The organism is Mycobacterium sp. 852014-52144_SCH5372336 (assembly GCF_001665615.1).
In the GTDB taxonomy this organism is placed as follows: Bacteria; Actinomycetota; Actinomycetes; order Mycobacteriales; family Mycobacteriaceae; genus Mycobacterium; species Mycobacterium neumannii_A.
Genome location: NZ_LZSW01000037.1, coordinates 16767 through 43602, shown reverse-complemented (window position 1 = coordinate 43602; position 26836 = coordinate 16767). Strand labels below are relative to the sequence as shown.

Annotated in this window: 27 protein-coding genes, 1 tRNA gene and 1 other RNA gene; 11 read left to right on the top strand and 18 right to left on the bottom strand. The window is 67.3% G+C overall.

Features of this window, described 5'->3' with window-relative positions; all coding sequences use genetic code 11:
- Nucleotides 1-87: 87 nt before the first annotated feature.
- The gene (locus A5759_RS26310) at nucleotides 88-426 is read left to right on the top strand and encodes a hypothetical protein (RefSeq protein WP_231984584.1); all 339 of its coding nucleotides are present in this window, start codon (nucleotides 88-90) and stop codon (nucleotides 424-426) included.
- A gap of 401 nt (nucleotides 427-827) precedes the next feature.
- Here the strand turns inward: A5759_RS26310 and A5759_RS07755 are convergent, their stop codons facing one another.
- The 5 genes from A5759_RS07755 to A5759_RS07735 form a co-directional block, all read right to left on the bottom strand.
- Nucleotides 828-1925, bottom strand: coding sequence for a DUF4185 domain-containing protein (locus A5759_RS07755; RefSeq protein WP_068195932.1), 1098 nt, complete (start codon nucleotides 1923-1925; stop codon nucleotides 828-830).
- A gap of 50 nt (nucleotides 1926-1975) precedes the next feature.
- Entirely contained in the window at nucleotides 1976-3016 is a 1041-nt protein-coding gene (locus A5759_RS07750; RefSeq protein ID WP_068195930.1) for an aspartate-semialdehyde dehydrogenase, read from the bottom strand.
- On the bottom strand, nucleotides 3016-4281 hold the full coding sequence (locus A5759_RS07745; protein WP_064416014.1) for an aspartate kinase: 1266 nt from the start codon (nucleotides 4279-4281) through the stop codon (nucleotides 3016-3018). The genes A5759_RS07750 and A5759_RS07745 overlap by 1 nt, the downstream gene beginning before the upstream one ends.
- A gap of 102 nt (nucleotides 4282-4383) precedes the next feature.
- On the bottom strand, nucleotides 4384-5367 hold the full coding sequence (locus tag A5759_RS07740; protein WP_068195928.1) for a linear amide C-N hydrolase: 984 nt from the start codon (nucleotides 5365-5367) through the stop codon (nucleotides 4384-4386).
- Between the two features lie 21 nt (nucleotides 5368-5388).
- Nucleotides 5389-5838, bottom strand: a complete 450-nt coding sequence (locus A5759_RS07735) for a hypothetical protein (RefSeq protein WP_068195925.1) — start codon at nucleotides 5836-5838, stop codon at nucleotides 5389-5391.
- Between the two features lie 176 nt (nucleotides 5839-6014).
- Between A5759_RS07735 and leuA the strand changes: the two genes are divergently transcribed.
- A complete protein-coding gene (gene leuA / locus A5759_RS07730) occupies nucleotides 6015-7874 on the top strand; it encodes a 2-isopropylmalate synthase (protein ID WP_231984583.1) in 1860 nt (619 codons plus the stop codon).
- 84 nt (nucleotides 7875-7958) lie between these two features.
- Here the strand turns inward: leuA and A5759_RS07725 are convergent, their stop codons facing one another.
- A complete protein-coding gene (locus A5759_RS07725) occupies nucleotides 7959-8264 on the bottom strand; it encodes a hypothetical protein (RefSeq protein WP_068195919.1) in 306 nt (101 codons plus the stop codon).
- On the bottom strand, nucleotides 8265-9308 hold the full coding sequence (locus A5759_RS07720; protein WP_068195916.1) for a DEDDh family exonuclease: 1044 nt from the start codon (nucleotides 9306-9308) through the stop codon (nucleotides 8265-8267). It lies immediately after the preceding gene.
- 83 nt (nucleotides 9309-9391) lie between these two features.
- On the opposite strand from A5759_RS07720, the gene A5759_RS07715 reads away from it, so the two are divergent.
- Together A5759_RS07715 and A5759_RS07710 are read left to right on the top strand one after the other, a co-directional pair.
- Entirely contained in the window at nucleotides 9392-10663 is a 1272-nt protein-coding gene (locus A5759_RS07715; protein WP_068195913.1) for a Mur ligase family protein, read from the top strand.
- Entirely contained in the window at nucleotides 10656-11372 is a 717-nt protein-coding gene (locus A5759_RS07710) for a type 1 glutamine amidotransferase (protein WP_068195910.1), read from the top strand. Before A5759_RS07715 ends, A5759_RS07710 begins: the two co-directional genes overlap by 8 nt.
- A gap of 101 nt (nucleotides 11373-11473) precedes the next feature.
- Here the strand turns inward: A5759_RS07710 and A5759_RS07705 are convergent, their stop codons facing one another.
- Genes A5759_RS07705 through A5759_RS07695 form a run of 3 tightly spaced genes read right to left on the bottom strand, consistent with a single transcriptional unit; the run spans nucleotide 11474 to nucleotide 12833 of the window.
- Nucleotides 11474-11872, bottom strand: a complete 399-nt coding sequence (locus A5759_RS07705) for a hypothetical protein (RefSeq protein ID WP_068195906.1) — start codon at nucleotides 11870-11872, stop codon at nucleotides 11474-11476.
- A gap of 16 nt (nucleotides 11873-11888) precedes the next feature.
- On the bottom strand, nucleotides 11889-12500 hold the full coding sequence (gene recR, locus A5759_RS07700; protein WP_064397861.1) for a recombination mediator RecR: 612 nt from the start codon (nucleotides 12498-12500) through the stop codon (nucleotides 11889-11891).
- A complete protein-coding gene (locus tag A5759_RS07695; protein WP_064419215.1) occupies nucleotides 12501-12833 on the bottom strand; it encodes a YbaB/EbfC family nucleoid-associated protein in 333 nt (110 codons plus the stop codon).
- 111 nt (nucleotides 12834-12944) lie between these two features.
- Between A5759_RS07695 and A5759_RS07690 the strand changes: the two genes are divergently transcribed.
- Nucleotides 12945-13718, top strand: coding sequence for an Rv3717 family N-acetylmuramoyl-L-alanine amidase (locus A5759_RS07690; protein WP_068196112.1), 774 nt, complete (start codon nucleotides 12945-12947; stop codon nucleotides 13716-13718).
- A 69-nt stretch (nucleotides 13719-13787) separates the two neighbouring features.
- On the opposite strand, the gene A5759_RS07685 is transcribed toward A5759_RS07690, so the two are convergent.
- Nucleotides 13788-14225, bottom strand: coding sequence for an SRPBCC family protein (locus A5759_RS07685; RefSeq protein ID WP_068195903.1), 438 nt, complete (start codon nucleotides 14223-14225; stop codon nucleotides 13788-13790).
- 69 nt (nucleotides 14226-14294) lie between these two features.
- On the opposite strand from A5759_RS07685, the gene A5759_RS07680 reads away from it, so the two are divergent.
- Together A5759_RS07680 and A5759_RS07675 are read left to right on the top strand one after the other, a co-directional pair.
- Complete coding sequence (locus A5759_RS07680; RefSeq protein WP_068195900.1) at nucleotides 14295-15686, top strand: FAD-binding oxidoreductase; 1392 nt, start codon at nucleotides 14295-14297, stop codon at nucleotides 15684-15686.
- A complete protein-coding gene (locus A5759_RS07675) occupies nucleotides 15683-16996 on the top strand; it encodes a class I SAM-dependent methyltransferase (protein ID WP_068195897.1) in 1314 nt (437 codons plus the stop codon). The genes A5759_RS07680 and A5759_RS07675 overlap by 4 nt, the downstream gene beginning before the upstream one ends.
- A 14-nt stretch (nucleotides 16997-17010) precedes the next feature.
- On the opposite strand, the gene A5759_RS07670 is transcribed toward A5759_RS07675, so the two are convergent.
- The 3 genes from A5759_RS07670 to ffs form a co-directional block, all read right to left on the bottom strand.
- The gene (locus A5759_RS07670; protein ID WP_068196110.1) at nucleotides 17011-18891 is read right to left on the bottom strand and encodes a DNA polymerase III subunits gamma/tau; all 1881 of its coding nucleotides are present in this window, start codon (nucleotides 18889-18891) and stop codon (nucleotides 17011-17013) included.
- Nucleotides 18892-19181: 290 nt separating this feature from the next.
- Nucleotides 19182-20462: an aminotransferase class I/II-fold pyridoxal phosphate-dependent enzyme gene (locus A5759_RS07665; protein ID WP_068195893.1), complete on the bottom strand. Its 1281-nt coding sequence runs from the start codon at nucleotides 20460-20462 to the stop codon at nucleotides 19182-19184.
- A gap of 30 nt (nucleotides 20463-20492) precedes the next feature.
- An RNA gene (ffs, locus tag A5759_RS07660) (signal recognition particle sRNA small type) lies at nucleotides 20493-20587 on the bottom strand.
- 67 nt (nucleotides 20588-20654) lie between these two features.
- On the opposite strand from ffs, the gene A5759_RS07655 reads away from it, so the two are divergent.
- From A5759_RS07655 to A5759_RS07645, 3 genes are all read left to right on the top strand, one after another.
- Nucleotides 20655-20740: transfer RNA gene (locus tag A5759_RS07655), tRNA-Ser, on the top strand.
- An 85-nt stretch (nucleotides 20741-20825) separates the two neighbouring features.
- On the top strand, nucleotides 20826-21608 hold the full coding sequence (locus A5759_RS07650; RefSeq protein ID WP_068195889.1) for a hypothetical protein: 783 nt from the start codon (nucleotides 20826-20828) through the stop codon (nucleotides 21606-21608).
- A 28-nt stretch (nucleotides 21609-21636) separates the two neighbouring features.
- A complete protein-coding gene (locus A5759_RS07645) occupies nucleotides 21637-22653 on the top strand; it encodes a S1C family serine protease (RefSeq protein WP_066846872.1) in 1017 nt (338 codons plus the stop codon).
- On the opposite strand, the gene A5759_RS07640 is transcribed toward A5759_RS07645, so the two are convergent.
- The gene (locus tag A5759_RS07640) at nucleotides 22650-23303 is read right to left on the bottom strand and encodes a TetR/AcrR family transcriptional regulator C-terminal domain-containing protein (protein WP_068195886.1); all 654 of its coding nucleotides are present in this window, start codon (nucleotides 23301-23303) and stop codon (nucleotides 22650-22652) included. The genes A5759_RS07645 and A5759_RS07640 overlap by 4 nt on opposite strands.
- 88 nt (nucleotides 23304-23391) lie before the next feature.
- Here A5759_RS07640 and A5759_RS07635 point away from each other — a divergent pair, with 88 nt between their 5' ends.
- A complete protein-coding gene (locus A5759_RS07635) occupies nucleotides 23392-24459 on the top strand; it encodes a dihydrodipicolinate reductase (protein WP_068196107.1) in 1068 nt (355 codons plus the stop codon).
- A 4-nt stretch (nucleotides 24460-24463) separates the two neighbouring features.
- On the opposite strand, the gene A5759_RS07630 is transcribed toward A5759_RS07635, so the two are convergent.
- From A5759_RS07630 to ligD, 3 genes are all read right to left on the bottom strand, one after another.
- The gene (locus tag A5759_RS07630; RefSeq protein ID WP_068195883.1) at nucleotides 24464-24919 is read right to left on the bottom strand and encodes a hypothetical protein; all 456 of its coding nucleotides are present in this window, start codon (nucleotides 24917-24919) and stop codon (nucleotides 24464-24466) included.
- Between the two features lie 62 nt (nucleotides 24920-24981).
- Nucleotides 24982-25743 (bottom strand): superoxide dismutase family protein, encoded by a 762-nt coding sequence (locus A5759_RS07625; RefSeq protein WP_197505993.1) that lies wholly within the window; start codon nucleotides 25741-25743, stop codon nucleotides 24982-24984.
- Nucleotides 25744-25785: 42 nt separating this feature from the next.
- Nucleotides 25786-26835: a non-homologous end-joining DNA ligase gene (gene ligD, locus A5759_RS07620; protein WP_068195880.1), complete on the bottom strand. Its 1050-nt coding sequence runs from the start codon at nucleotides 26833-26835 to the stop codon at nucleotides 25786-25788.
- Nucleotide 26836: the final 1 nt, after the last annotated feature.

The window sequence follows — 26836 nt, the reverse complement described above, 5'->3', positions numbered from 1 at the left end:
CGAGGGGAGTCACCCCCTCACCGAATCAGTTCGAGAACTCGATCAAAAGCTTGAGCGAACACAAACCTACCCGCGATCAACGCAGGGGTGACCCAGGCTGCAACCAGACCGAATGCCGATCTCCTGAAGCCGACGCTTGTCACGCACGGCAACCCGCCCACTCCGTTCGACGGGTGGGCAGTGGAAGCTAAGTTCGACGGCCAGCGCGGCATCGCCGTAGTCGATGGAGGTTCAGTCAAGATCCTGAGCCGCAACGGTGCGGACATCACCCGCACCTTCCCCGATATCGGCGCCGCGCCCGCAGACTGCGGCCAACGGTTAGTCCTCGACGGCGAGATCGTGGCACTTGACGAGGCGGGCGTTCCCTCGTTTCGTCGATTGCAGCGGAGGTGCCGCAGAACCGCCGACCTTCTGTCGAACTCCTGAGAAGGCGCCGGCCCGTTCTTTGTGTTCGACGTCCTTCGTTCAGCAGCAAGGATCTCACCCGCCAGGCATATGCCGCCCGATTCGGGATATCGCTTCGAGCGGAACTGGCCGCACAATCTGCTTTCCACGACGTGGACCAATACGGACCCGGCAACGGTGCTCGCCGCATCGTGCAACTCGGTTTGGAAGGCATCGTATGCAAACACCTCGACACCCGTACACGCCGGGGCCGCGGTCACGCGCTTGGATGAAAACCCCACCACACAGGAGTTCCTTCATCATCGGCGGCTGGCTGCCGGGGGTGGGCGTAGTTCTTTGTCCCCGCCCCCAAGAGCACCCGCCCCACGGGGTCAGCGTACTGCGGACGCACTGCGGACGGAGTGCTGAGAAGATCCCTCTGACTAGGGCTTGAACGGGTTGACCGCGAACTGGATCACCCGGTACGGCGCCCCGCCGCGCGGTCCGGTGTTCCACTGACTGACGAACACCCGCACCTCGTCGAGCGTCGAACCCGGTGAGATGTAGCCGCCGTACGGCTGGGCCAGCCGGTTGCTCTCCGGAGGGCCGAGATGGTCAGCGGGATCCGGCCATTCGGACGCCACGACGACGGTCGTCACCGGCGCGGTGCCCAGCCCGGTGGGGTCGTTGGCCACCCGCATCTCCATGTTCCCGGTGGTGGCGTTGAAGTACGACAGCACGGCTTTGCCGTCGATCTGGCGGATGCTCATCTCGCCGACCGCGTCCGGCCACAGCGGCGTCGGCGGGTTGCCCCAACCGGAATCAGCCGACCAGCCCTGCCAACTCGACCGGTCCTCGAAGTCCTGGGGAGTGGCCCGGTACAGCACCAGCGGCGCACTGCGGTCGAAGTTGTTGGCCACGATGTACACCCACCCGGTTTCGGAGTCGGTGCGCGGAATCGGGTCGTAGTAGCCGCTGATCTGCGACTGCCTGCCCTCGGCGTAGGACGCGGCGCGCTCGGAGTCTGGCAGCGTCGGCCAGTTCCCCTGTGCCGGGTCGGCTTTCACCAGCCGCGACGTCTCCGGGTCAAGTTCCCGCACAGTGGTGACCATCAGGTAGTTCTGCCGGTTGATCTGGACGATACCCGCAGGCAGTTGGGACATGCCCGCAGGGGTCGGATCGGCCAGCAGCGGACGGTCGGTGCCGGTCACGCCGTCGTAGCGCACACCACCCGGGTCATCGATCGACTCCGTCTCGACGTGCAACGCGATCGGTGAGAACCACCCTCCGTAGCCGACCCCCTGTCCGGCGAAACTGTCGCCGCACACCTGCAGGATGCCGCTGGGAAACTCCATGAACTCGCACAGATCGGTGGCGCCGATACCGTAATCGCGTGTCGGGGTGCCGGTTCCGGCCGTCGGACCGATCCTGATCACCTGGCCGGGCGCCAGCGCCGGCAGCACTGGATCGGGCACCGGGGCGGGCTGAGCGGCGGCCGGCGTTGCGGACAGGACGCCCAGCACCACCGAGATTGCACTCATGCAGACGGTTACTCGCACTTTGTCTGCGTGGTTGCAATCTCGCCGCGGCGTCAGAGTTCGGCGGCCAGCAGTTCGGCGATCTGAATCGTGTTGAGTGCCGCGCCCTTGCGAAGGTTGTCCCCGGACACGAACAGTGCCAGCCCGCGCCCGTCGGGCACGCCGGGATCCTGCCGGATGCGTCCGACCAGCGAGTCGTCCGCACCGGCCGCGGCCAGCGGCGTCGGGACGTCGACGAGCGTCACGCCGGGCGCCGCACCCAACAACTCGGTCGCCCGCTGCACTGAAAGCGGTTGCGAGAATTCGACGTTCAGCGACAGCGAATGGCCCGTGTACACCGGGACCCGCACGCACGTACCGCTGACCGCCAGGTCCGGGATGTCCAGGATCTTGCGGGTCTCGTTGCGCAGCTTCTGGTCCTCGTCGGTTTCACCGGAGTCGTCGTCGACGTACGACCCGGCCAGCGGAACGACGTTGAACGCGATCGGTGCCACGTACTTCGACGGCGCGGGGAAATCCACCGCGGACCCGTCGGCGACCAGGTCCCGGCTGCTGTTCACCACCGCGCTGGCCTGATCGAACAACTCCTCGACACCGGCCACGCCGCTGCCCGAAACCGCCTGATATGTCGAGGCGATCATCCGCACCAGACCCGCCTCGTCGTGCAGCGGCTTGAGCACCGGCATCGCGGCCATGGTGGTGCAGTTCGGGTTCGCGATGATGCCCTTCTTGAGGGTGACGCCCCGCACGTCGCGCGCGAAGTTCACCTCGCTGACCACCAGCGGAACGTCGGGGTCTTTGCGCCATGCCGAGGAGTTGTCGACCACGATCGCACCGGCTTCCGCGAACCGCGGCGCCTGCACGCGCGACATCGTCGCCCCTGCGGAGAACAACGCGATGTCCAGTCCCGCGGGATCGGCGGTCGCGGCGTCCTCGACCTCGATCTCCTGACCGCGGAAGGAGAGCTTCTTGCCCTGCGACCGCGCCGAAGCGAAGAACCGCACACTGGTCGCCGGAAAGTCCCTTTCTTCCAACAGCGTTCGCATCACCTGGCCGACCTGACCGGTCGCGCCGACAACACCTAGATTGACCATTATCGTCCCGTCCCCGCGTACACCATGGCCTGCTCGTCGCCGCCCAGGCCGAACGCCTCGTGCAGCGCGGCGACGGCCTTGTCCAGGTCGGTGTCCTTGACCAGGACCGAGATCCGGATCTCCGAGGTGGAGATCAGGTCGATGTTCACCCCGACTTCGGCCAACGTCTCGCAGAACTTGGCGGTCACCCCGGGATGGCTCTTCATGCCGGCGCCCACCAGCGACACCTTGCCGATGAGGTCGTCGTAGAGCACGCCGGTGAAACCGATCTCGCTCTGCAGCGAGCTGAGCTTCTGCACCGCGGCCGGGCCGTTGTCCCGCGGGCAGGTGAACGTGATGTCGGTCTTGCCGTCCTCGACCTTGGAGATGTTCTGCAACACCATGTCGATGTTGATGTCGGCGTCGGCGACGGCGCGGAACACCTTGGCGGCATAACCCGGCACGTCGGGGATACCGACCACGGTGACCTTGGCCTCACTGCGGTCGTGTGCGACTCCGGTCAGAATGGCGTCTTCCACGGGAATGTCCTCCATTGATCCGGTCACCAGGGTGCCGGGGTTGTCCGAGTATGACGAGCGCACGCGTATCGGCACGTTGTACCGACGGGCGTACTCCACGCAGCGCAGCATCAGCACCTTGGCGCCGCAGGCGGCCATCTCCAGCATCTCTTCGAAGCTGACCTGGTCGAGGTGGTGGGCGTTGGGCACGATCCTCGGGTCCGCGGTGAAGATGCCGTCGACGTCGGTATAGATCTCGCAGACGTCGGCTTTCAGCGCCGCGGCCAGCGCCACGGCGGTGGTGTCGGAGCCGCCGCGCCCCAGCGTCGTGACGTCCTTGCTGTCCTGACTCACGCCCTGGAAGCCGGCGACCAGGACGATCACACCCTCGTCCAGCGCGTCACGCAGCCGGCCGGGGGTGACGTCGATGATCTTCGCGTTGCCGTGGATGCCGGTGGTGATCACGCCGGCCTGCGAACCGGTGAACGAGCGGGCCTGCGCGCCAAGCGAGTGGATGGCCATCGCGACCAGCGCGTTGGAGATGCGCTCACCGGCCGTCAGCAGCATGTCCATCTCGCGTGGCGGCGGCGCGGGGCACACCTGGTTGGCGAGGTCGAGCAGTTCGTCGGTGGTGTCGCCCATCGCCGAGACCACCACGACGACGTCGTTGCCCTGCTTCCTCGTCTCGACGATCCGCTCGGCCACGCGTCGGATCCGCTCGGCGTCGGCAACCGAGGATCCGCCGTACTTCTGCACGACGAGCGCCACTGATCAAGCCTTTCAAGTGCTGGGAAGGATCCCAACAAGGATAAGGGCTGTGCGCACCGGATTTCTTTCGCCCGTGGTGGGCCCGACAGGAACCGTCGGCGATCAGGGCACTCCGAGGAACGGGAACGGGTCGGCTTCCTCGAAGTTCGCGCTGGCATCGCCGGCATAGATCGTCTTCTCACCTTCGCCGAGCGGCAGCCGCAGCGTCGGGGCGCCGGGTGAGAAGTCGAGGTTGCCCAGCTCGACCCAGAACGTGTTCGGCGAGAGCGCGGACTCGAAGAAGTACCGCAGCGCATTGTGGTCGACGACCGTGCGCCAGCGGGTGGTCGAGATGTTCGGCTCGTCGGGTGTGGAGATTCCGTACGGCACCGACGCGTTGCGGACGACGCTGAGCACCGTCGCGGCGGCCAGCAGGGGGTCGTCGGTCTTGGGCACCGCGTCGATGTAGAACGACGCCCGCACGAACCGGTCCGCGGCGCGGTTGGTCCCCGGCAGCATCACGGTGCCGCCGATCTGCTTCCAGTACTCGCTGATCGCGAGCTGCTTGTCGAAGGTCGGCGAATTCGTCATCACCCGGTACTGGCTGCCGTGGTGGATGACCTGCTCGCCGTCGATGTACTCGACGATCGCGCTGTCGCCGCCGGCATCCGACATCGCCAGGTGCAGCGTCGCCATCCGCTCCTCGCCGGGCACCTGCGCGGTGGCCACCCGCAGCGGCGTCGCGCTCAACGCCTGCACGGCCTCGGCCACCGTCGCGAAGTTGTCGAGCACGTACTGACCCCACAGCGCCAACGAGACCGCGGGACCCGGAGCGGTCTGGGCGGGATAGACCGATTCGGCCAACCACAGCAGGTTCACCACGAGTCCGGCCTCGTTCACACCGTCGGTCGTGCTGATGTCGTAGCCGGTCGCGACCACGCTGCCGTACTTCGACGTCCACTCGGCGGAGTCGGGGCCGGCCTGGCCGGTTCGGCGGACGCCGCGCGGCAACGCCCACAGATTGGTCTGGATCTCCGACTTCCAGTCCATGGAGCGACCGGTGATGTTGCGGTTATCGGTTCCGAGGTAGACGACGCGGGTGCACATGCCCCGCATCGTAGGAGGTGCTCAGTTGGTGCAGGCCTCGGACAGCTCGGCAAGCTTGCGCCGCAACTGGTTGTCGAGCGCCGACATCTCGTAGTAGATCTGCGGCGCGGGCGCACCGGGCGCCGGGGACTCCGTCTCCGCGCGCGCCTGAGGCATCTTCTGGACGAACAGGCCGGCGAGATCGGCGATTTCCACCGCGGTGAACCGCAGCTCGGGGGTGTCAATCTTGCGTGCGCGCTCGGAGAGCCCGTTGGCCCACTCCCGGTAGGCCAGCTCCTCGGCCGCGGTCGGCGGCCCCTCGGCCCCTTCGCTCTTCGAGCTGATCAGGTCGTTCTGCTGCTTGTTGTATTCGAGGAAATCGAGCACCGGACGGCATTCTTCGGGCGGTTGCTGCAGTTGGCTGTAGACCAGGGCCACGATCGCGATCACGACGACGGCGATCGCCACCCACCATCGCCGATCAAGAGTCATCACCGCCGCAACTCTAGCCAGCGCCGGATTCGTCACAGAGGTCACGCAGGTCTAGCGGATTCGCATTTTGGTGCGCTCGCGGGTGCGGAGTACAGTGTGCGACGTGCAGCGGGTGCTCCTTCTCGGCAGCCGCGACGGGGTCTGATCAGACCGGCTTCCCGTCGCGGGTGTTCGCGATGCGCCGGTCGAGTCCCCCTTCAAACTCCCGGAGCAATACCGTGACCACGTTCTCGAAACCATCACCGGACTCACCTGACGCGTTCTCGTCGGTCCGCCAGATCACCAAGCCGTCCGGCCCGCCCAATCCCGGCCAGCCGCCGTGGAACACCCAGCGCGGTTCGGCGATGCCGATCAACCGGTATCGCAGCTTCGCCGAAGAGGTCGAGGCGGTCACGCTGGCCGACCGCACCTGGCCGGACAAGGTCATCGACTCCGCGCCGATGTGGTGTGCGGTCGACCTGCGCGACGGCAACCAGGCGCTGATCGACCCGATGAGCCCGCAACGCAAGCGCCGCATGTTCGACCTGCTGGTGCGCATGGGCTACAAGGAGATCGAGGTCGGCTTCCCGTCGGCCAGCCAGACCGACTTCGACTTCGTCCGCGAGATCATCACCGAAGGCGTCATCCCCGACGACGTCACCATCCAGGTTCTGACGCAGTGCCGCCCGGAACTGATCGAGCGGACGTTCCAGGCCTGCGAAGGCGCGCCCCGCGCGATCGTGCATTTCTACAACTCGACGTCGATCCTGCAGCGGCGCGTGGTTTTCCGCGCCGAGCGCGACGCGGTCAAGGCGATCGCCACCGACGGCGCGCGGATGTGCGTCGAGGAAGCCAAGAAGTATCCGGGCACCCAGTGGCGGTTCGAGTACTCGCCGGAGTCCTACACGGGCACCGAACTGGAGTATGCGGTCGACGTGTGCAACGCCGTCGCCGAGATCATCGAGCCGACGCCCGACGCGCCGCTGATCGTCAACCTGCCCGCGACGGTAGAGATGGCGACCCCGAACGTGTACGCCGACTCGATCGAGTGGATGCACCGGCACCTGGCCCCCCGCGACAGCATCATCTTGAGCCTGCATCCGCACAATGATCGCGGAACCGCCGTTGCCGCAGCCGAATTGGGCTATCAAGCCGGCGCCGACCGGATCGAGGGGTGCCTGTTCGGCAACGGCGAGCGCACCGGGAACGTATGCCTGGTGACACTGGGGCTCAACATGTTCTCGCGCGGCGTCGACCCGCAGATCGACTTCTCCAACATCGACGAGATCCGTCGCACCGTCGAGTACTGCAACCAACTGCCGGTGCACGAACGCCACCCGTACGGCGGCGATCTGGTCTACACCGCGTTCTCGGGCAGCCACCAGGACGCCATCAACAAGGGCCTGGACCAGATGAAGGTCGACGCCGACGCCGCGGACAAGGATGTCGACGACATCCTGTGGCAGGTGCCGTATCTGCCGATCGACCCGAAAGACGTCGGTCGCACCTACGAGGCCGTCATCCGGGTGAACTCGCAGTCCGGCAAGGGCGGCGTCGCCTACATCATGAAGGCCGATCACGGTCTGGCCCTTCCGCGGCGGCTGCAGATCGAGTTCAGCCAGGCGATCCAGAAGATCACCGACGGCGAGGGCGGCGAGGTGTCCCCGAAGGAAATGTGGGACGTCTTCGCCGAGGAGTACCTGGCGCCGATCCGTCCACTCGAACGCATCCGCCAGAAGGTGACGGCAGCGGAGGTGGATGGCGGCACCGACACCATCGAGGCGGTGGTGATGGTCGACGGCGTCGAGCGTGAAATCGTCGGCGCGGGCAACGGTCCGCTGGCCGCGTTCGTTGATGCGTTGGGCGCCATCGGGTTCGACGTGTCGGTGCTCGACTACTCCGAGCACGCGCTGTCGGCGGGTGAAGAAGCGCAAGCCGCGGCCTATGTCGAGGCGTCGATCGGCGGAACGACCGTCTGGGGTGTCGGCATCGCGACGTCGATCACCACCGCATCGCTGCGGGCGGTGGTCTCGGCGGTCAACAGGGCCGCACGCTGACCCCAAGCTGAGGAAGGCAATCAGCCTCCGGTTCACAACACCGATACGCCTAACGGTCAACCGGCGTCACGGCGCGCTTCTGGGTCACTCGCGTCGAGGTGAGTCGACGAGCGACATCCAGAAGATGACCGCGAGAAGACCCAGGATCGCCAGCGCCGACACCAGGTCGAACCACTGGAACGGGATCAGCGAACCGTCGATCGAGAGCACCAGGACCGTCTCGACGACGGCGAAGACCACGAACAGGCCGCCGAGCAGGAGTCGGGGCTGGGTCCGGTGCAGCTGGGTCCGCCTCAGCTCGACGGTGAGCGTGAGCAGCAGCACGGGCAGCACCTGCGCGAGGGCCGAGGCGGTGGCGACGTCCACCAGGACGATGCGATGGTCTGCCATTCAGAACAGCGCGAACTGGTCGCCTGCGAGGGTGGCGTCGTAGAAGTCGTCGATCCCGGTACCGCCGACGACGCCGTCGATCATCCCGCGCATGAATTCGGCGTCGGAGGCCAGCGGGACACCCAACTCCCTGGCGTGGTAGCCCTTGCCCTGAGCGGGTTGGGTCTCGTTGCACAGCACCAGCGAGGTCTCGGTGTCGACGGTGTCGGTGTAGGCGAGCCCGGCATGCAGGATCCGTTCGATGAGCTCTTCGTGGGTGCGTTCGACCTCGGCCGACAGCGCGATCCGCATGCCCTGCACCAGCGGTCGCCCGGCGACGTACCGGCCGGGGTTGAGGTAGGGGCACGGAAGGCGGGATGCGACCGCCTTGAGCGGGCGCAGCTCGTCGTGCGTGACGACGCCGTTGGGCCAGCGCCTGCGGGATACCGGGTGCACCGGCAGCCAGACCTTGCGTTCCCGCGCCCGCACGAGCACCGGTTTGAGGATTTGAGCGAGCACCAGGGCGTCGTCGAGGGCGTCGTGCGGCCGGATCTGGCTGATCCCCCAGTGCGCGGCCAGCGTCTCGAGCCGCAGGTTCTCGGTGCCCAGGTCCAACCTGCGCGCCAGCTCGACCGTGCACATCACGGTGTCGGTGGGCAGCTCGCGGTTGACCAACTCGGCCTCAGCGGCCAGGAACGAGTAGTCGAAGCCGACGTTGTGCGCGACCAGCGTGCGGCCGTCGAGCAGCTCGACGAGGTGGTCGACGATGTCGCCGAACGTCGGCTGGCCCTCCAACATGTCGGCCGTCAGACCGTGTACGTGGGTCGGGCCCGGGTCGACACCCGGGTTGAGCAGGCTGTACAGGCTCTGTTCGACGTTGCCGTCGTCGCCGAGGGCGAGCGCGGCGATGCTGACGATGCGGGCCTGCCCCGGTCGGAACCCGGAGGTCTCCACGTCGACGACCGCCCAGCCTGGTCCGGCGTGTTCCGCCGGCCGGCCCCAGCCCGGCCGATTCTCGGCGTCAGAGCCGCTCGGCCGGTGATCTCCGGCGTCCGTTAGGCCCACGTCGTCAGGATCGCACGGTGGTGTGACAAAGCCGGGACCTCGCCGAATCGCCCGTCAGCGTGTCGGCTACCTAAACTGCCGGGGTGGTCACGACACGTGGACGGCTCGCCCTCGGGGCCGGCGCGGGCGCCCGCTGGGCGTCGCGGGTCACCGGGCGCGGTGCGGGCGCGATGATCGGCGGGCTGGTCGCGCTGGCGCTCGACAAGTCGCTGCTGCGCCAGCTCGGCGCGGGCCGTCGCACCGTGGTGGTCACCGGGACCAACGGTAAGTCGACGACCACCCGGATGATCGCCGCGGCGCTGCGCACCATCGCCCCCGCCGAGCCGGGAGGCCGGGGACACTCGAACGTCGCCACCAACGACACCGGCGCGAACATGGACGCCGGGCTGGTGGCCGCGCTGGCAGCCGCACGGGAGGCACCCCTTGCTGCCCTCGAGGTCGACGAGATGCACGTCCCGCATGTGGCCGAGGCGGTCGATCCGAAGGTGATCGTGCTGCTGAACCTGTCCCGCGATCAGCTGGACCGCGTCGGCGAGATCAACCACATCGAACGCACCCTGCGCGCCGGACTGTCCCGTCACCCGTCGGCCGTCGTGGTCGCCAACTGTGACGACGTGCTGATGACCTCGGCCGCATACGACAGCCCGAACGTGGTGTGGGTCGCCGCCGGCGGAAGCTGGGCGAACGATTCGGTCAGCTGCCCGCGGTCCGGCGAGATCATCCTGCGCGACGGCGGTAAGAGCCGCGACTGGCGTTCCACCGGAACCGATTTCAAGCGGCCCAGTCCGCACTGGTGGTTCGATAACACCAACATCTATGGGCCGGACGGGTTTTCGCTGCCGATGACGCTGTCGTTGCCCGGTTCGGTCAACCGCGGCAACGCCGCACAGGCCGTGGCGGCGGCGGTCGCGATGGGCGCCGATCCGGCGGCTGCGGTGGCCGCGGTATCGGAGGTCGACGAGGTCGCCGGACGCTACCGCACCGTGCGCCTCGGCGAGCACACCGCGCGGGTGCTGTTGGCGAAGAACCCGGCGGGCTGGCAGGAAGCGCTGTCGATGGTCGACAAACACGGTGCAGGCGTGGTGATCTCGGTCAACGGCCAGGTGCCCGACGGTGAGGACCTGTCATGGCTGTGGGACGTCCGCTTCGAGCACTTCGAGGACACCCACGTGGTGGCCGCAGGCGAGCGGGGCACCGACCTCGCGGTGCGGTTGGGTTACGCGGGTGTCGGGCACACGCTGGTGCACGACACCCTCGCGGCGATCGCGTCGTGCCCGCCCGGACACGTCGAGGTGATCGCCAACTACACCGCGTTCCTGCAGTTGAACCGGGCGTTGGAGCGTCGCGGTGGGTGAGTCGGCGGTGCGCATCGGGTTGGTGCTGCCCGATGTGATGGGAACCTACGGTGACGGCGGCAATTCCGTCGTGTTGCGACAACGCCTGCGGCTGCGCGGGTTTGACGCCGAGATCGTCGAGATCACGCTGGACGACCCGGTGCCTTCGGAGCTGGACCTGTACACGCTCGGCGGCGCGGAGGACTACGCGCAGCGCCTGGCGACCAAGCACCTGCTGCGGTATCCCGGACTGCAACAGGCGGCCGCGCGGGGTGCGCCGGTGCTGGCGATCTGCGCGGCCATCCAGGTGCTGGGGCACTGGTATGAGACTTCGTCGGGTGAACGCGTCGACGGCGTCGGCCTGCTCGATGTCACGACCTCACCGCAGGACACGCGCACGATCGGCGAGGTATTGTCCGAACCGCTGCTCGCTGGGCTCTCACAGCGGCTGACCGGCTTCGAAAACCACCGCGGCGGAACCGTTCTCGGTGCCGAGGCACGCCCGCTCGGCAAGGTCGTCAAGGGTGCGGGCAACCGCAACGGTGACGGTTTCGACGGTGCGGTGCAGGGCAGCGTCGTCGCAACGTACATGCACGGTCCGTGCCTGGCCCGCAATCCGGAGCTGGCCGACCACCTGCTGAGCCGGGTGGTCGGTGAGCTGGCGCCCCTGAAGATCGACGAGGTCGAACAGCTACGACGCGAACGACTCGCCGCACCCCGGCGAGTCTGAGTCGGCCGCCCGCGGCCGTCGACAACGTTCCGCGAAATGGCATTCCAGCAGCGAAAGTGCGAGAAGAGGCCTGCGGGAATGCAATTTCGCGGCTCGGAAAGTTACAGCCCGAGATCGCGCAGGAACTCGGGCTTGTACGCCTCGAGGATCACGTAGCCCGGATCCGGGGGCGGCACCTCCGGCGCGTCGTCGGGCACCTCCTGCCCGCTGACCGGGTCCACCCACTCCTGACTCGCGGCGTCCCACCGGCTCAGGGCGTACTTCGCGTCCAGGCCGTCGTCGGCCACCAACGTGCGCACCGTGCGCTCGGCCTCCTGCGCGTCGGCCAAGGTCGTGGTGTACAGCTGAATGCGATCGCCGTCGCGGGTGACGGTGACTCGCGATCCGAGCCGCTTGCGCGCGTCGTCGTCCAGGTCCAACGTTCGCAGCTTGTCCCAGAACGACAGCTGGTGTTCGGCGCTGCCGAGTTCGACCTCGACCTTGAATTCGTCGTCCGGCATGAACTTCCTTCCTCGGCTATGCCATCGCGCGTCGGCCGGCCAGCGCGCGGCCGAGCGTCAGCTCATCGGCGAACTCCAGGTCACCGCCCATCGGCAGACCGGACGCGATCCGCGTGACGGTGAGCCCCGGGATGTCGCGCAGCATGCGCACGAGATACGTCGCCGTCGCCTCACCCTCAGTGTTGGGGTCGGTCGCGATGATCACCTCGGTGACGTCCACCCCATCGACGCGCTCACCGATCCTGTTGAGCAGCTCGCGGATTCGCAGCTGTTCGGGCCCCACCCCGGAGAGCGGATCCAGGGCGCCGCCCAGCACGTGGTAGCGCCCGCGGAACTCGCGGGTGCGCTCGACGGCCTGCACGTCTTTCGGTTCCTCGACCACGCAGACCAGGGATGCGTCGCGCCGAGAATCGCTGCAGATGCGGCAGCGGTCGTCGTCGGAGACGTTGCCGCACACCGCGCAGAACTTCACCCCGTCGCGCACCTTGTTCAGCACGGCGGTCAACCGGTCGATGTCGGGCGGCTCCACCGACAACAGGTGAAAGGCGATCCGCTGAGCGCTCTTCGGCCCGATGCCGGGCAGCTTGCCGAGCTCGTCGATCAGATCCTGGACGGGTCCCTCGAACAATTACATTCCCGGGATACCGAGGTTGCCCATCCCGCCCGCGAGCGGCCCGAGCCGGTCGTGCGCAAGGATGGTGACCTGCTTGGAGGCGTCGGAGATGGCGCCGACCACGAGATCCTGCAGGGTCTCGATGTCTTCGGGATCCACGACCTTCGGGTCGATCGACACGGCGATCACCTCGCCGCTGCCCCTCATCGTGACCTGCACCAGGCCGCCGCCGGCCTGACCGTGAACCTCGGCGTTGGCCAGCGCCTCCTGCGCCTCCATCAGCTGCTGCTGGACCTGCTGGGCCTGCGCGAGCAGCGCGGACATATCGGGTTGGCCTTGCGGTTGCATGAGTGGTCCCCTTGCGTCTTAGTTGCGGTCCGGTCTCGACTTGGTTTCTGTCCTCGGCTCGCGGCCGTTTGAGCTTTCAGCGTAGTCGTCGTTGCGGTTACGGTGGCGGCCGTGCCTGCCCGCCTGCGTGTCGGCGCCACTGGAGCATTGCGCGGCTGCGCCGCGGTGGCGACCGGACTACTCGTCGCCGCATCGACGCTCGTCAGCCCCGCCTTCGAGGCCGCGGCCGCGCCCGCCAACATCGCGGGCAAGATCGTGTTCCTCGACCCCGGTCACAACGGCGCCAACGACGCCTCGATCAGCAAGCAGGTGCCGACCGGCCGCGGGGGCACCAAGGACTGCCAGGCCAGCGGCACGTCCACCGAGGACGGCTACGCCGAGCACACGTTCGCCTGGGAGACCACGCTGCGGGTCCGGCAAGCCCTGCACGCGCTGGGTGTGCGCACCGCCATGTCGCGCGGCGACGACACCGGGCTGGGTCCGTGCGTCGACGAACGCGCGGCGCTCGCGAACTCGATCAAACCCAACGCGATCGTGAGCATCCACGCCGACGGCGGCCCGCCGACAGGGCGCGGATTCCACGTCTTGTACTCGTCCCCGCCGCTCAACGACGCGCAGGCGGGGCCGTCTCCCCGGTTCGCGGGCATCATGCGCGACCAGTTGCAGGCCTCCGGGTTCGTGCCGTCGACCTACATCGGCTCCAACGGGCTCAACCCGCGCTCTGACATCGCGGGGCTGAACCTGGCCCAGTACCCGTCGATCCTGGTCGAGCTGGGCAACATGAAGAACCCGGTCGACTCGGCGCTGATGAAGACCCCAGAAGGGCGGCAGAAGTACGCAGAGGCCGTCGTACGCGGCATCGCGGGGTTCCTGGGGTCGACCTAAGCCTCCAGCGGCCTCTAACGGGTTGATCGCACGCATCAGTCAGGTGCGTGGAATCCACCCGTCAAGGCGTCATCCCTCGAGGTGCTTCTTCAGGTTCTCCAACACCTCGGACTGGATCTTGCGCAGCCCCAGCGGCGCGAACGTCTTCTCGAAGAAGCCGCCGATCCCGCCCGCGCCCTGCCAGGACGTCTTGACCGTCACCGAGGACCCGTTACCGGCGGGCGCGACGGTCCAGTTGGTGATCATCGAGGAGTTGGCGTCCTTCTCGATGACCGTGTGACCGGCCACGTCGACCTCGGCCTTGACGTCGCGCACCCGCGACTTGGTCGCCTGCAGCTTCCAGCTGGCCACCGTGCCCGCGCCCTGTCCGCCCTCGACCACCTTGTAGTCGCTGTACTGCGGCGACAGGATCTTCGGACGCACGTTCGCGTAGTCCGCGACGGCCGAGAGCACCGCCTCCGGTGCCGCGTCGATCAAGACGGTGCTCGATGCGCTGACCTGTCCCATCGGGTGCACGCTCCTTGGTAGAAGTTCCATGCGGTCGCATCGCCCGCGACCGCGGACTAGCGTATATCCGTGTCTGTTGCCCGAACCGACGCACGGGCTGTTCATGCCGCGGGCGTGCAGCGGCTGCTGAACAGCTACCGTGCGATTCCGCCCGATGCCACCGTTCGCCTGGCCAAACCCACGTCGAACCTGTTCCGCGCGCGGGCCAAGACCACCGCGAAGGGCTTGGACGTCTCGGGGTTGACCGGTGTCATCGCTGTGGACCCCGATGCGTGCACCGCCGACGTGGCCGGTATGTGCACCTATGAAGATCTGGTCGCCGCGACGCTGCCATACGGCTTGTCGCCGCTGGTGGTACCGCAGCTGAAGACGATCACGCTCGGCGGAGCCGTCACCGGGCTCGGCATCGAGTCCACGTCGTTCCGCAACGGCTTGCCACATGAGTCGGTGCTGGAGATGGACATCCTCACCGGCACCGGCGATGTCGTCACCGCGTCACCGGAGCAGAACACCGACCTGTACCGTGCGTTTCCGAATTCTTATGGCACGTTGGGCTATTCGGTTCGATTGAAGATCGAGCTGGAATCCGTGCAACCGTTCGTCGCGCTGCGCCACCTGCGGTTCAACACCATCGAGGACCTCGTCGCCGCGATGGATCGCATCGTCGAGACGCGCGGCTACGACGGTATTCCCGTCGACTACCTCGACGGTGTGGTGTTCTCCGCCGACGAGGCTTACCTGACACTCGGATTCAAGACCACCACACCCGGGCCCGTCAGCGACTACACCGGTCAGCAGATCTACTACCGCTCGATACAGCACGACGGCGCCGAGAAGCACGACCGGTTGACGGTCCACGACTACCTGTGGCGCTGGGACACCGACTGGTTCTGGTGCTCACGGGCGTTCGGCGTCCAGGATCCGCGGATCCGCCGGTGGTGGCCACGTCGGTACCGGCGCAGCAGCTTCTACTGGAAGCTGATCGCGCTCGACCAGCGGTTCGACATCGCCGACCGGATCGAGCAGCGCAACGGGCGACCGCCGCGCGAACGCGTCGTACAAGACGTCGAGGTGCCGGTCGGACGGGTCGCGGAGTTCCTGCACTGGTTCCTCGACAATGTTCCGATCGAACCGATCTGGCTGTGCCCGTTGCGGCTTCGCGATGACGCCGGGTCAGACGGTGCGTGGCCGCTGTACCCGCTTCGGCCGAACCACACCTACGTCAACGTCGGGTTCTGGTCGTCGGTGCCGGTCGGCCCCGGCGAGGGGCATACCAACAGGTTGATCGAAAACAAGGTCGGCCAACTCGACGGTCACAAATCGTTGTACTCGGATTCGTATTACAGCCGCGAAGAGTTCGACGATCTGTACGGCGGTGAAACCTACAAGATCGTGAAGAAGGCATACGATCCAGATTCACGGCTGCTCGATCTTTATGCAAAGGCGGTGCAGAGACGATGACGACTTTCAAGGAACACGCGGCACAGGCGCCGGCCGGAAAGCTCACGCTGGCCGAGATTCTGGAAATCTTCGCCGGTGGAAACCTGCCGCTGCGCTTCAGCGCCTACGACGGAAGCACGGCCGGACCCGAGGACGCCCCGCTCGGCCTGGAGCTGTTGACGCCGCGCGGTACGACGTATCTGGCTACTGCGTCTGGGGATCTGGGACTGGCCCGGGCTTACGTGTCGGGCGATCTGGCCACACACGGTGTGCATCCCGGCGATCCCTACGAGTTGCTCAGGGCGCTCGCCGACAAGATGGACTTCAGACGTCCGCCGGCACGGGTGCTCGCCCAGATCGTGCGCTCCATCGGCATCGAGCATCTCAAGCCGATCGCGCCGCCGCCGCAGGAGGCGCTGCCGCGGTGGCGTCGAATCGCAGAAGGTCTGCGCCACAGCAAGACTCGTGATGCCGAGGCGATCCATCACCACTACGACGTCTCCAACATGTTCTACGAGTGGGTGCTCGGCCCGTCGATGACCTACACGTGCGCGTGCTATCCGCACAGCGGGTCGACGCTGGAAGAGGCCCAGGAGAACAAGTACCGAGTGGTGTTCGAGAAACTGCGCCTCAAGCCGGGCGACCGCCTACTCGACGTGGGCTGCGGGTGGGGTGGCATGGTTCGCTACGCCGCGCGGCACGGGGTCAAGGCGCTCGGGGTCACGCTGTCGAAGGAGCAGGCGTCCTGGGCACGAGAGGCGATCGCTCGCGACGGGCTCGAGGATCTGGCCGAAGTCCGTCACGCCGACTACCGCGATGTGCGTGAATCCGATTTCGACGCGGTGTCCTCGATCGGGCTGACCGAGCACATCGGCGTGCACAACTATCCCGCCTACTTCGAGTTCCTCCAGTCGAAGATGCGTCACGGCGCGCTGCTGCTCAACCACTGCATCACCCGACCGGACAACCGAACCGGCTCCACCGCAGGCGGTTTCATCGACCGCTACGTCTTTCCCGACGGGGAGCTCACCGGTTCCGGACGCATCATCACCGAGGCGCAGGACGTCGGCCTGGAGGTGGTCCACGAGGAGAACCTGCGTCACCACTACGCGCTGACGCTGCGCGACTGGTGCCGCAACCTGGTCGAGCACTGGGACGAGGCCGTGGCCGAGGTCGGGCTGGCGACGGCCAAGGTGTGGGGTCTGTACATGGCCGGCTCGCGCCTGGGCTTCGAGACGAATGTCGTTCAGCTGCACCAGGTCCTGGCGGTCAAGCTGGATCGCGACGGCTATGACGGCGGACTGCCGCTGCGGCCGTGGTGGACGCCATAGTCGAGGCCATAGCTTCAGCCGTCGATACGCCGGGCGCCCAACTCGTTCTGCAGTAGCTCGAGCGCGGCTTCCTCCGGATCGCGGCGCGGTGTGTCCGAGGTGTCGCTGCCGGCCTCGGCCAGCATGGCTTCCTCGTCGTCGTCGCTGCGGGGCGGCGGGCCGGCCGGGACCGGTTCCGTCGGCGGTGGCGCGGCGGCCGAACCCGCCTCGCAGCGGATCTTCCAGTTCACCCCGAGGGCGTCCTTCAGCGCTTCGCGGATGACGTCGGCGTTGCGTTGTTCGGTCAACCGCTTGGCCAGCGGCGCCGAGTCGTGGCTGAGTACCAGCGTGTCGCCCTCGACCGCGCGGACGATCGCACCCGACAACATCACTTCGGTGGTGCGGCTGCGCTCGCGCACCTTGTCCCGCACCGTCGACCACATGCTGCGCACGGCGGCGGCGTTCGGCTCACCGGTCACCGCGGCAGGCGGCGGCGCCGCCACGACCGGATCGGACGGCGGCCGCACCGGCGGCGGCGACGGCGGTTTGCTCTCGGCAGCCGGCGCTGTCGGCGCGGATTCAGGCTTGGGTTCGGCCTTGGGTTCGGGTTCGGGTTTGGGTTCGGGTTTGGGTTCGGGCCGCGGCTCGCTGCGGGGCGGCGGCGGCGAATCGGCGGGCTGCGCCTCGGCCTTACTCCTGCGGGCGTACTGCCGCGGCGGCCCACCCGCCTGAACCGACTGGCCCTCCCCGGCCGGTATCGACATGTCCAGCCTGGTCTCGATGCGCTCGATCCGTTGCAGCAGCGCCGATTCCGTGTCACTAGCGGACGGGAGCAGCAGCCGCGCGCACACCACCTCCAACAGCAGCCGGGGCGCGGTGGCGCCGCGCATCTCACCGAGGCCGGCGTGTACCACTTCGGCGTAACGGGTCAGCGTCGCGATGCCGATGCGGGTGGCCTGCTCGCGCATCCGGTCGAGCACATCCTCCGGTCCGTCGACGACTCCACGCGCCGCGGCGTCGGGTACCGACTGCAGGATGATCAGGTCGCGGAACCGCTCCAACAGGTCGGTCGCGAACCGGCGCGGGTCGTGACCGGCGTCGATCACCGCCTCGACGACCCCGAAGAGCGCCGCGCCGTCGCCGGCGGCGAGCGCGTCGATCGCGTCGTCGATGAGCGCGACGTCCGTCGCACCCAGCAGTGCCAACGCCCGCGTGTAGTTGACGTGGTTGCCCTCGGCACCGGCGAGCAATTGGTCGAGTACCGACAGGGTGTCGCGGGGTGAGCCGCCGCCGGCGCGGATCACCAGCGGGTACACCGCGTCGTCGACGGTGACGTTCTCCTGTTCGCAGATGCCTTCAAGCAGCGTGCGCATGGTGCGCGGGGCCAGCAGCCGGAACGGGTAGTGGTGTGTGCGCGAGCGGATGGTCGGCAGCACCTTCTCCGGCTCGGTGGTCGCGAACACGAAGATCAGATGTTCGGGCGGTTCCTCGACGATCTTCAGCAGCGCGTTGAAGCCCGCCGTGGTGACCATGTGCGCTTCGTCGACGATGAAGATCCGGTACCGCGACTGCGCGGGGGCGTAGAACGCGCGGTCACGCAACTCACGGGTGTCGTCCACGCCGCCGTGGCTGGCGGCATCGAGTTCGACGACGTCGACGCTGCCGGGCCCGTTCGGTGCGAGGGCCACGCACGAATCGCACACTCCGCACGGGGTGGCCGTCGGGCCCTGCTCACAGTTCAGCGACCGCGCCAGGATGCGCGCCGACGAAGTCTTGCCGCACCCGCGCGGACCGGAGAACAGATACGCGTGGTTGATCCGGCCCGACGTCAGTGCCGTCGACAGCGGCTCGGTGACATGTTCCTGGCCGACGACTTCGGCGAAGGTCGCGGGCCGGTACTTGCGGTAGAGCGCCACGATCAGCAGGCTACCGGCGCGGTGTGACGGCTCGACGGGCCACCACTGTGCTCGCTGGATTGTGCATCTGGCGACGGTTTGGACGCTCAAAGGGTCGTCAGGTTCACATACGGTGGCGACCCTGTGGATGACTCGCGACCGCAGCGGTGATCCGTCGGTGCGCGCCTGCACCGTACGAGCATGACCGAGCTGCCGTGGCCCTTCGTCGCTCGCGTGGGTGTCGGTTGTGAATCTGACGACGCTTTCGGCGAATTCCGTCGTCAGATGCACAAACGAGCCCCGGAGGCCGACTAAGAGCCGTTCAGCAACGACTCGGTCGCCGAGAGCAGTGCGCAGGTCGCCAGACCGTCGATCGCAGCCCGCAGCTCGGGCTCGGGCGGCATCGTCGGCGCGATGCGGATGTTCTTGTCTTCCGGGTCTTTTCGATACGGGAACGTGGCGCCCGCCTCCGTCACCGCGATGCCCGCATCCTTGGCGAGCGCCACGGTGCGCTTGGCCGTGCCCGGCAGGACGTCGAGGCTGATGAAGTACCCGCCCTTGGGTTCGGTCCACGAAGCGATCTTCGAATCGCCGAACCGCTCGGACAGAATCTCCAACACCGCGGCGAACTTCGGGGCCAGCAGCTCCCGGTGGCGCTGCATCTGCAGGCGCACTCCGTCGGCATCGCGGAAGAATCGCAGATGGCGCAGCTGGTTGACCTTGTCCGGCCCGATCGACTTCTTGCCTGCGTGCTGGAGGTACCAGGTGATGTTGCCCAGCGAGGCGCCCAGAAAGCTGACCCCTGCGCCCGCGAAGGTGATCTTCGACGTCGACGCGAACACCAGCGGGCGATTCCCGTTGCCCGCGGCCTCGGCCAACCCGAGCACGTCGACGTTGCGGACGAAGTCGTGGGTCAAGGTGTGCACCGCGTAGGCGTTGTCCCACATCAAGCGGAAATCGTTTGCCGCCGTTCGCATCTGGACCAACCGACGCACCGTCTCCCAGGAGAAGGACACCCCGGTGGGGTTCGAGTACACCGGCACGCACCACATTCCCTTGATGGCGGGATCGGCCGCGACGAGTTCCTCGATGAGGTCGACGTCGGGTCCGTCCTCGAGCATCGGCACGGTGATCATCTCGATGCCAAGGCTTTCCGTGATCGCGAAGTGCCGGTCGTAGCCGGGCGCCGGGCACAGAAACTTCAGGACGGGCTCCTGGGACCACGGCCGCGCCGAGTCCGGGCCGCCGTGCAGCATCGAGAACACGACGACGTCGTGCATCAGCTCGAGGCTGGCGTTGTTGCCGGCGATCAGGTTCTGCACCGGGATGCCGAGCAGTTCGCCGAAGATCGCGCGCAGTTCGGGCAGCCCGTGCACACCCCCGTAGTTGCGGACGTCGGTGCCGTCGCCGTCGCGGAAGTCGTCGGAACCAGGCAGCTCGAGCAGTTCGTTGGACAGGTCCAGCTGTGCCGCGGAAGGCTTACCCCGGGTCAGGTCGAGTTTGAGCCCCTTGGCCTGCAGTTCGGCGTAGTTGCGCTTCTGCTGCTCGTGTTCTGCGGCGAGTTCGTCCCGGCCGAGCGACAGAAATGACACCGAAGGCCTTTCGACTGAAGTGCGGGAAAAGAATGGGGACCCCGCGCACCCGCCAGAGCCCATTGACCCTTGCTGCCTTCCGGCCCTGGGGGAGTTCACAGGATGGACGCCGCGCGGGGTCCACGGCGAGTCTAATACCCGAGCCGGTCGCATCCGGATCGGCTCTGGTCTGAGTCGGCTACCATGGCCCGCGGAGGATTCGCCTAGTGGCCTATGGCGCTCGCCTGGAACGCGGGTTGGGTTAATAGCCCTCGCGGGTTCAAATCCCGCATCCTCCGCACTCGGCCCGGGGTGCGGCGTGTCGGCGGTTTCGACGGTCAGGCCCGGTCGCACCCCGGGGCCAAACAATCGTCTAGGAGGAGAATGAGCCGCACTGTCGCGGTGACCTGGCACGCGTTGTTCAGCGTCGTAGCCGGTGTTCTGTACTTCTTCTTCGTCCTGCCCCGCTGGTATGAGCTCTCCGGTGAGATTCCGCACACTTTCGGCACCGTGATGCGCATTGTGTGCGGCGCGTTGATCGGGCTCGCCGCGCTGCCGGTGGTGTTCACCCTGCTGCGGACTCGGCGGCCGGAATTCGGCACACCCCAGATGGCACTGAGGCTGCGGACCGTGTCGATCGCGCTGCATGTGCTGGCCGGCGTGTTGATCATCGGCGCGGCCGTCAGCGAGATCTGGCTGTCGCTCGACAGCGCAGGTAGGTGGCTGTTCGGCATCTACGGCGCCGCCGCGGCAATCGGGCTGCTCGGCGTGTTCGCCTTCTACCTCGCTTCAGTCGCCGAGATGCCGCCGCCTCCGCCGAAACCGCTGAAGGTCAAGGAGCCGAAGCAGCGCCGCTCTCGCCGCAAGGGCGCGAAGGACGAGCCAGAGGACCAGGCCGAAGACCGGCCCGAGGCCGTCGACGACGCGGGAGACGACGCCGAGGTGGCCGACGAGTCCCCCGAGAAGGACGACGCTGAGGAGGCCGAGGCCACCGAAGACGCCGAGGTCGAGGCGAAGGCCGACGAATCCGAGTCCGCTGCCGAGGAATCTGGGGCCGAGACCGCCGAAGAAGCCGAATCCGATGACGGCAAACTGCGTAATCGCAGACCCGAACCCGCACGTCGTCGCCGTCGGCGCTTGCGCGGGGGCGTCGCGCTAGACGATTAGTCGTCTCGGCATCGGGCAATATGGGCCTATGGGCAAAATCCCCTTTCGGCGTCCATTCACGACGCTGCTGATCGCATTGGCCATGGCGTTGGCCGTGGTGGCGCCGGTGTTTCCGGCTGCGGCCGCCCCCGGTGACCCCGTCGCGGCCGCCGCTCAAGTCGAACCGTCCGTGGTCCGAATCGACACCGAGATCGACTATCAGGGCGCATACGGAAACGGCGCCGGATTCGTGATCGATCCCAACGGCCTGGTCCTGACCAACTTCCACGTCGTGTCCGGCGCGGACCGGATCACCGCGAGCGTCGGAGGCCGGTCCTACCCGGCTGAGCTGCTCGGCTACAACCGCAAGCGTGACATCGCGGTGTTGCAGCTGATCGGCGGGATCGGCCTGCCGGTCGCCCCGATCGGTGATTCCGCGCTCCTGGCGGCCGGTGAGCCCGTCGTCGCGCTCGGCAACGCCAACGGGACGAACGGACCGCTGACCCGCGAGGTCGGCACGATCACCGCATTCGGCCGGACCGTGAACGCCGAGGACTCACTGACCGGCAGCAAGGACGAACTCGCGGGTCTATTCGAGTTCGCCGCACCGGTCGTCGCGGGCGACTCGGGCGGCCCGGTGGTCAACGGCGCCGGTCAGGTCGTCGGCATCACCACCGCGGCTTCGGTGAACTTCCGGTTCGGTCCGGGCGGCGAGGGCTTCGCGATTCCGATCAACGACGCGTTGCCGATCGCCAACCAGATCCGGTCCCGCGCACCATCTGCCGACGTGCACATCGGCCCGCCGGTGCTGCTCGGGGTCGGGGTGCGCTCGGCGCAACGCGGCCCGGGCGTGCAGATCGCCGACGTGCTGCGCGGCGGGCCCGCCGACCGGGCGGGTCTCGCCCCCGGCGACGTGCTCGTCGTGCTCGACGGCGTCCCGTTGGATTCGGCGACGACACTGACCTACGTGCTGGACCGCCACTATCCCGGCGACGTGGTCGACCTGACCTGGGTCGATCGCGGCGGGCTGGAACGGACCGCCAAGGCCACCCTGACGCCCCTCTAATCGAGGAGTCGTTCCAAGCCGGCGATGAGCACCTCGAGCTCGAAGTCGAACTGGTGCTCGGCGTCGTGGCGCTGGGATTCGGCCGAGGCGAGCACGGCGCGCAGCGCCGGATAGGTGTCTTCCGGTTCCCACTCCAGGGCCGCCGACGTCTCGGCACGGTGCCGGTGCATCCCCGACGGCGTCTGCGCCGCGCTGCTGTGGGCCGCCGACTGCGCGATGTTCGACGCCGCGGTCAACCCGTACCGGGCGGTGTCGGGTGCGAAGCCGGCGGTGAGCAAGGCGTCGAGCACTCGGTCGGCGAGCGCCAACGCCGCGACCGCGCCGATACCCCGTAACCGGGTGAAGTCCGTGGCCGCGCCGACCTGCGTCAGCCCGTTGCGAAACGCGACGGTGTAGGCGCGCAGAACCGCACGCCAGTCGTCGCCGTCCGGCAACTCGACGCTGGTGAGCTCGCGTTCGAACAGGTCGGTCACCACCAGCGTCAGCAGGCCCTCCCGGTCGCCGACGTAGTAGTGCAGGGCCTTGCGGCTGACCCCGAGCGCATCAGCGACCGCCTGCATTGTCAGGTCCGCGCTCGCCACGTCCCTGGCCGCCGCGACGATCTGGTCGCGGCTGATCCGGGGTGGGCGACCCCTCGTCCGGTCGCTCATCACGATCAGACTAGGGCCTCACGAGGCAATTTTTCGCCGCGCGGTAAAAACACCCGCGCGAAGCGCCGGGCTTTCCTATGCTGTGCGGGTGCCAAACACTCCCTATCGCGTCGTGCAGTGGACCACCGGCAACGTCGGTAAGAGCTCGGTCCAGGCGATCGCCACGAACCCGAACTACGAACTCGTCGGTCTCTATGCGTGGTCGCAGGACAAGGCCGGCCAGGATGCCGGAGAACTCGCCGGCATCGCGCCCCTCGGCGTGAAGGCCACCAACGACGTTGACGCCCTGCTCGCCTTGAAGCCCGACGTCGTGGTCTACAACCCGATGTGGATCGACGTCGACGAACTGGTCCGCATCCTCGAAGCCGGCGTCAACGTCGTGGCGTCGGCATCCTTCATCACCGGACATAACCTCGGTGACGACCGCGACAGGCTCGAAGAGGCATGCAAGCGCGGCGGTTCGACACTCTTCGGGTCCGGGATCAGCCCCGGCTTCGCGGAACTGCTCGCCATCGTGGCCGCAACGGGCTGCGACCGGGTCGACAAGATCACCATCGCCGAGTCCGCCGACACCACGCTCTACGACTCCCCCGACACCGAACGGCCCGTCGGGTTCGGCACCGCGATCGACGATCCGAACCTGCAGCCGATGGCCTCGAAGGGCACCGCGGTGTTCGCCGAGGCGGTCCGCCTGGTCGCCGACTCGATCGGTGTGGAGCTCGACGAGATCAAGTGCGTACCCGAATATGCCCAGACCACAGAGGATCTCGTGATGGCGTCATGGACCATCCCGGCCGGGCATGTGGCGGGCGTGTACGCCAGTTGGCAGGGGATCGTCGACGGCAAGACGGTGGTCGACATCAACGTCCGGTGGAAGAAGGGCACCACGCTCGACCCGGACTGGCAGATGGACGCCGAGGGCTGGAAGATCACGATCGACGGCCGGCCGACGGTCACCATGCAGGTCGGTTTCCTGCCCCCACAGGACATGATCGAGAACGCCAAGTCGATCGAGGACTTCTTCGTCCTCGGCCACATCATGACCGCCATGCCCCCGATCCATGCGATCCCGGCGGTGGTGGCGGCGCCTCCCGGTATCGCCACATACAACGACCTGCCGCTGCCGCAGGCGCGCGGCGTCGGGCCACGGCGGTAACGGCTCAGCCGTCCACCTGCAGGACGTTCGCCCTCAGTTGGGCCGACGGCGGACCTTCCAGGACGACGTCCTGCAGAATCTGGGCCTGGCCGTTCTCCACGGTGAACTCACCCTTCTGCGGTGCGTCGCCGCCGACCACCTCATAGAAGACGGTGAACGGGGTCTTCGGGAGCGGATGCATGCCAATGTATTTCGGCTCGATCGAATACTTGTAGAAGCATCCGGGAGCGCCGGGTGCACAGTGCTGGTCGGTGATGACGACGTTGATCGTGAACTCAAACGGCGTCGGGACCTTCGGCGGTGGAGCCTGTGTCGCACGCTGCGCTGAGGCAGCTTGTGTCTGCTTGGCCTCCTTGACCGACCCGAGGACCATCACGGCTGCCACTCCGACACCACTGCCCACGAGGGCGAACAGCGCCAGGCCCGCCAGCCATCTACGAACGGTCGTCGAAACGCGCATGCGAACAGCAGACCCGGTTCAGAGTCCGATCGGCGGTATTTCGGCGTGCCGAGCGAGTCGTGTCAGCCCCCGGGCGGTGGAGCCACCGTGGTGGTTGTCGGTGAGGGGGTCTCGGTCACGGTGACGGTGTTCGTCTCGGTCGGCGGCGTCGTGGTGGCCGGAGACTCGGCCGGCGGCGTGGTCGTGGCCGGTGTTTCCGTGACCGTGGTGGTCGGCGGTGGAGGCGCAACCGCGGTCGTGGTGACGACGGTCGTCTGCGTCTCGACGGAGGTGGTGCCCGCGGTTCCCGGGCTGAGGACACCGCATGCAATCCGCCGCTCGGCGGCGGCCGGGTCCTCCATGATTGCGCTCTCGTGCAGCACGATCGAGGACCCTTGCGGGGTCGTGAGCTGTTCCTCGGTGAACGCGTCGCTGGTCGCGACCAGCTTGCCCGCGCCGTTGGACCGCACCAGCAGGGGCGGCAGATCGCCACTGGCGGGCATTCCCGTGTGGCCGGGCGCCTGGAAGTGCTCGCCCGCGGATGCGAAGCCGTCGCCGGCCTCGCAGACACCGATCTGGTGAATGTGCATGCTGTGGAAGCCCGGCGACAGGATGCCGTCCTCGACGGTTTCGACGGTCACCGTGGCGTACCCGCCGGAGAAGTCGATGGTGGCATCGGCGACATGCCTGCCGTCAACCGTGTTGATCTGGGTGGTCAACCCCTGGGCGCTGGCCGAGTCCGTCGTCGTGGTGGTCGTGGTGGTGGCGGAATCGTCGGACGCTTGATTGGCACAGCCGACCGCAACCGCGAGGACACCCAAGGCAACACTGACTTGTTTGATCATGAACACCCCGTACCCGTGTGACGCGCCACACAAACCGCACACTCAGCTATTGACCGGATTTCCGTCTTCGTCCCAGTTGGCCGCGACCATTTTGCTCGGCTGCACGCGCGGCGGTTCCCCCGGCATCTTCGGGTAACTCGGCGGGTACGGCAGATCGCCCAGCCCGCGCTCCTCGTCGGCCTTGACCATGTCCAGCAGCTTCTTGATCGACTGCGGTTTGCGATCGATGTCGGCCCACGGATCCGGCCGTCCCGCAACGAAATCGGGCACGGATGAGATCGTGTAGTCGTCGGGGTCGGCGTCGCGAAGCTCGTCCCAGGTCAATGGAGTGGACACGGTGGCGATGGGGGTCTTGCGCGCCGAGTACGGCGAAGCGAACGTTCGGTCCCTCGCATTCTGGTTGTAGTCGATGAAGATGCGCTTACCTCGCTCTTCCTTCCACCACGAGGTGGTCACCGCGTCGGGCGCCCGGCGTTCGACCTCGCGGGCCAGCGCGATTCCCGCACGACGGACGTCGATGAAGTCCCAATCGGTCTTGATCCGGAGGAAGACATGCACACCGCGCCCGCCCGACGTCTTCGGATAACCGATCAAACCCAACTCGTCGAGCAACGGTTTGAGCACATCGACCGCGACGGAGCTGGCGTCGGCGAACCCCGTTCCCGGCTGCGGGTCCAAGTCGATGCGCAGTTCGTCGGGATGCTCGGTGTCGGGGCACCTCACCTGCCACGGGTGCAGGGTGATCGAGCCCATCTGGGCCGCCCATGCGATCGCCGACGCGTGGGTGACCTTCAGCGCGTCGGCGGTGCGGCCGGATGGAAAGGTGACGGTGCAGGTTTCGAGGTAGTCGGGATGCTTTTGCGGTACCCGCTTCTGGTAGATCTCCTCGCCGTCGATGCCGTCGGGAAAGCGTTGCAGGTGCACCGGCCGGTCACGCAGCAGCGCCACCATCGGTTCGGCGACCGACAGGTAGTAGTCGAAGAGCTTGCCCTTGGTGCCGTCCTTGCCCAGCTTCGGGAAGTACACCTTGTCGCGGTTGGTCAGCCGCACCTTCGTGCCGTCGACATCGACTTCCTCCGCGGTTTTGGGCATC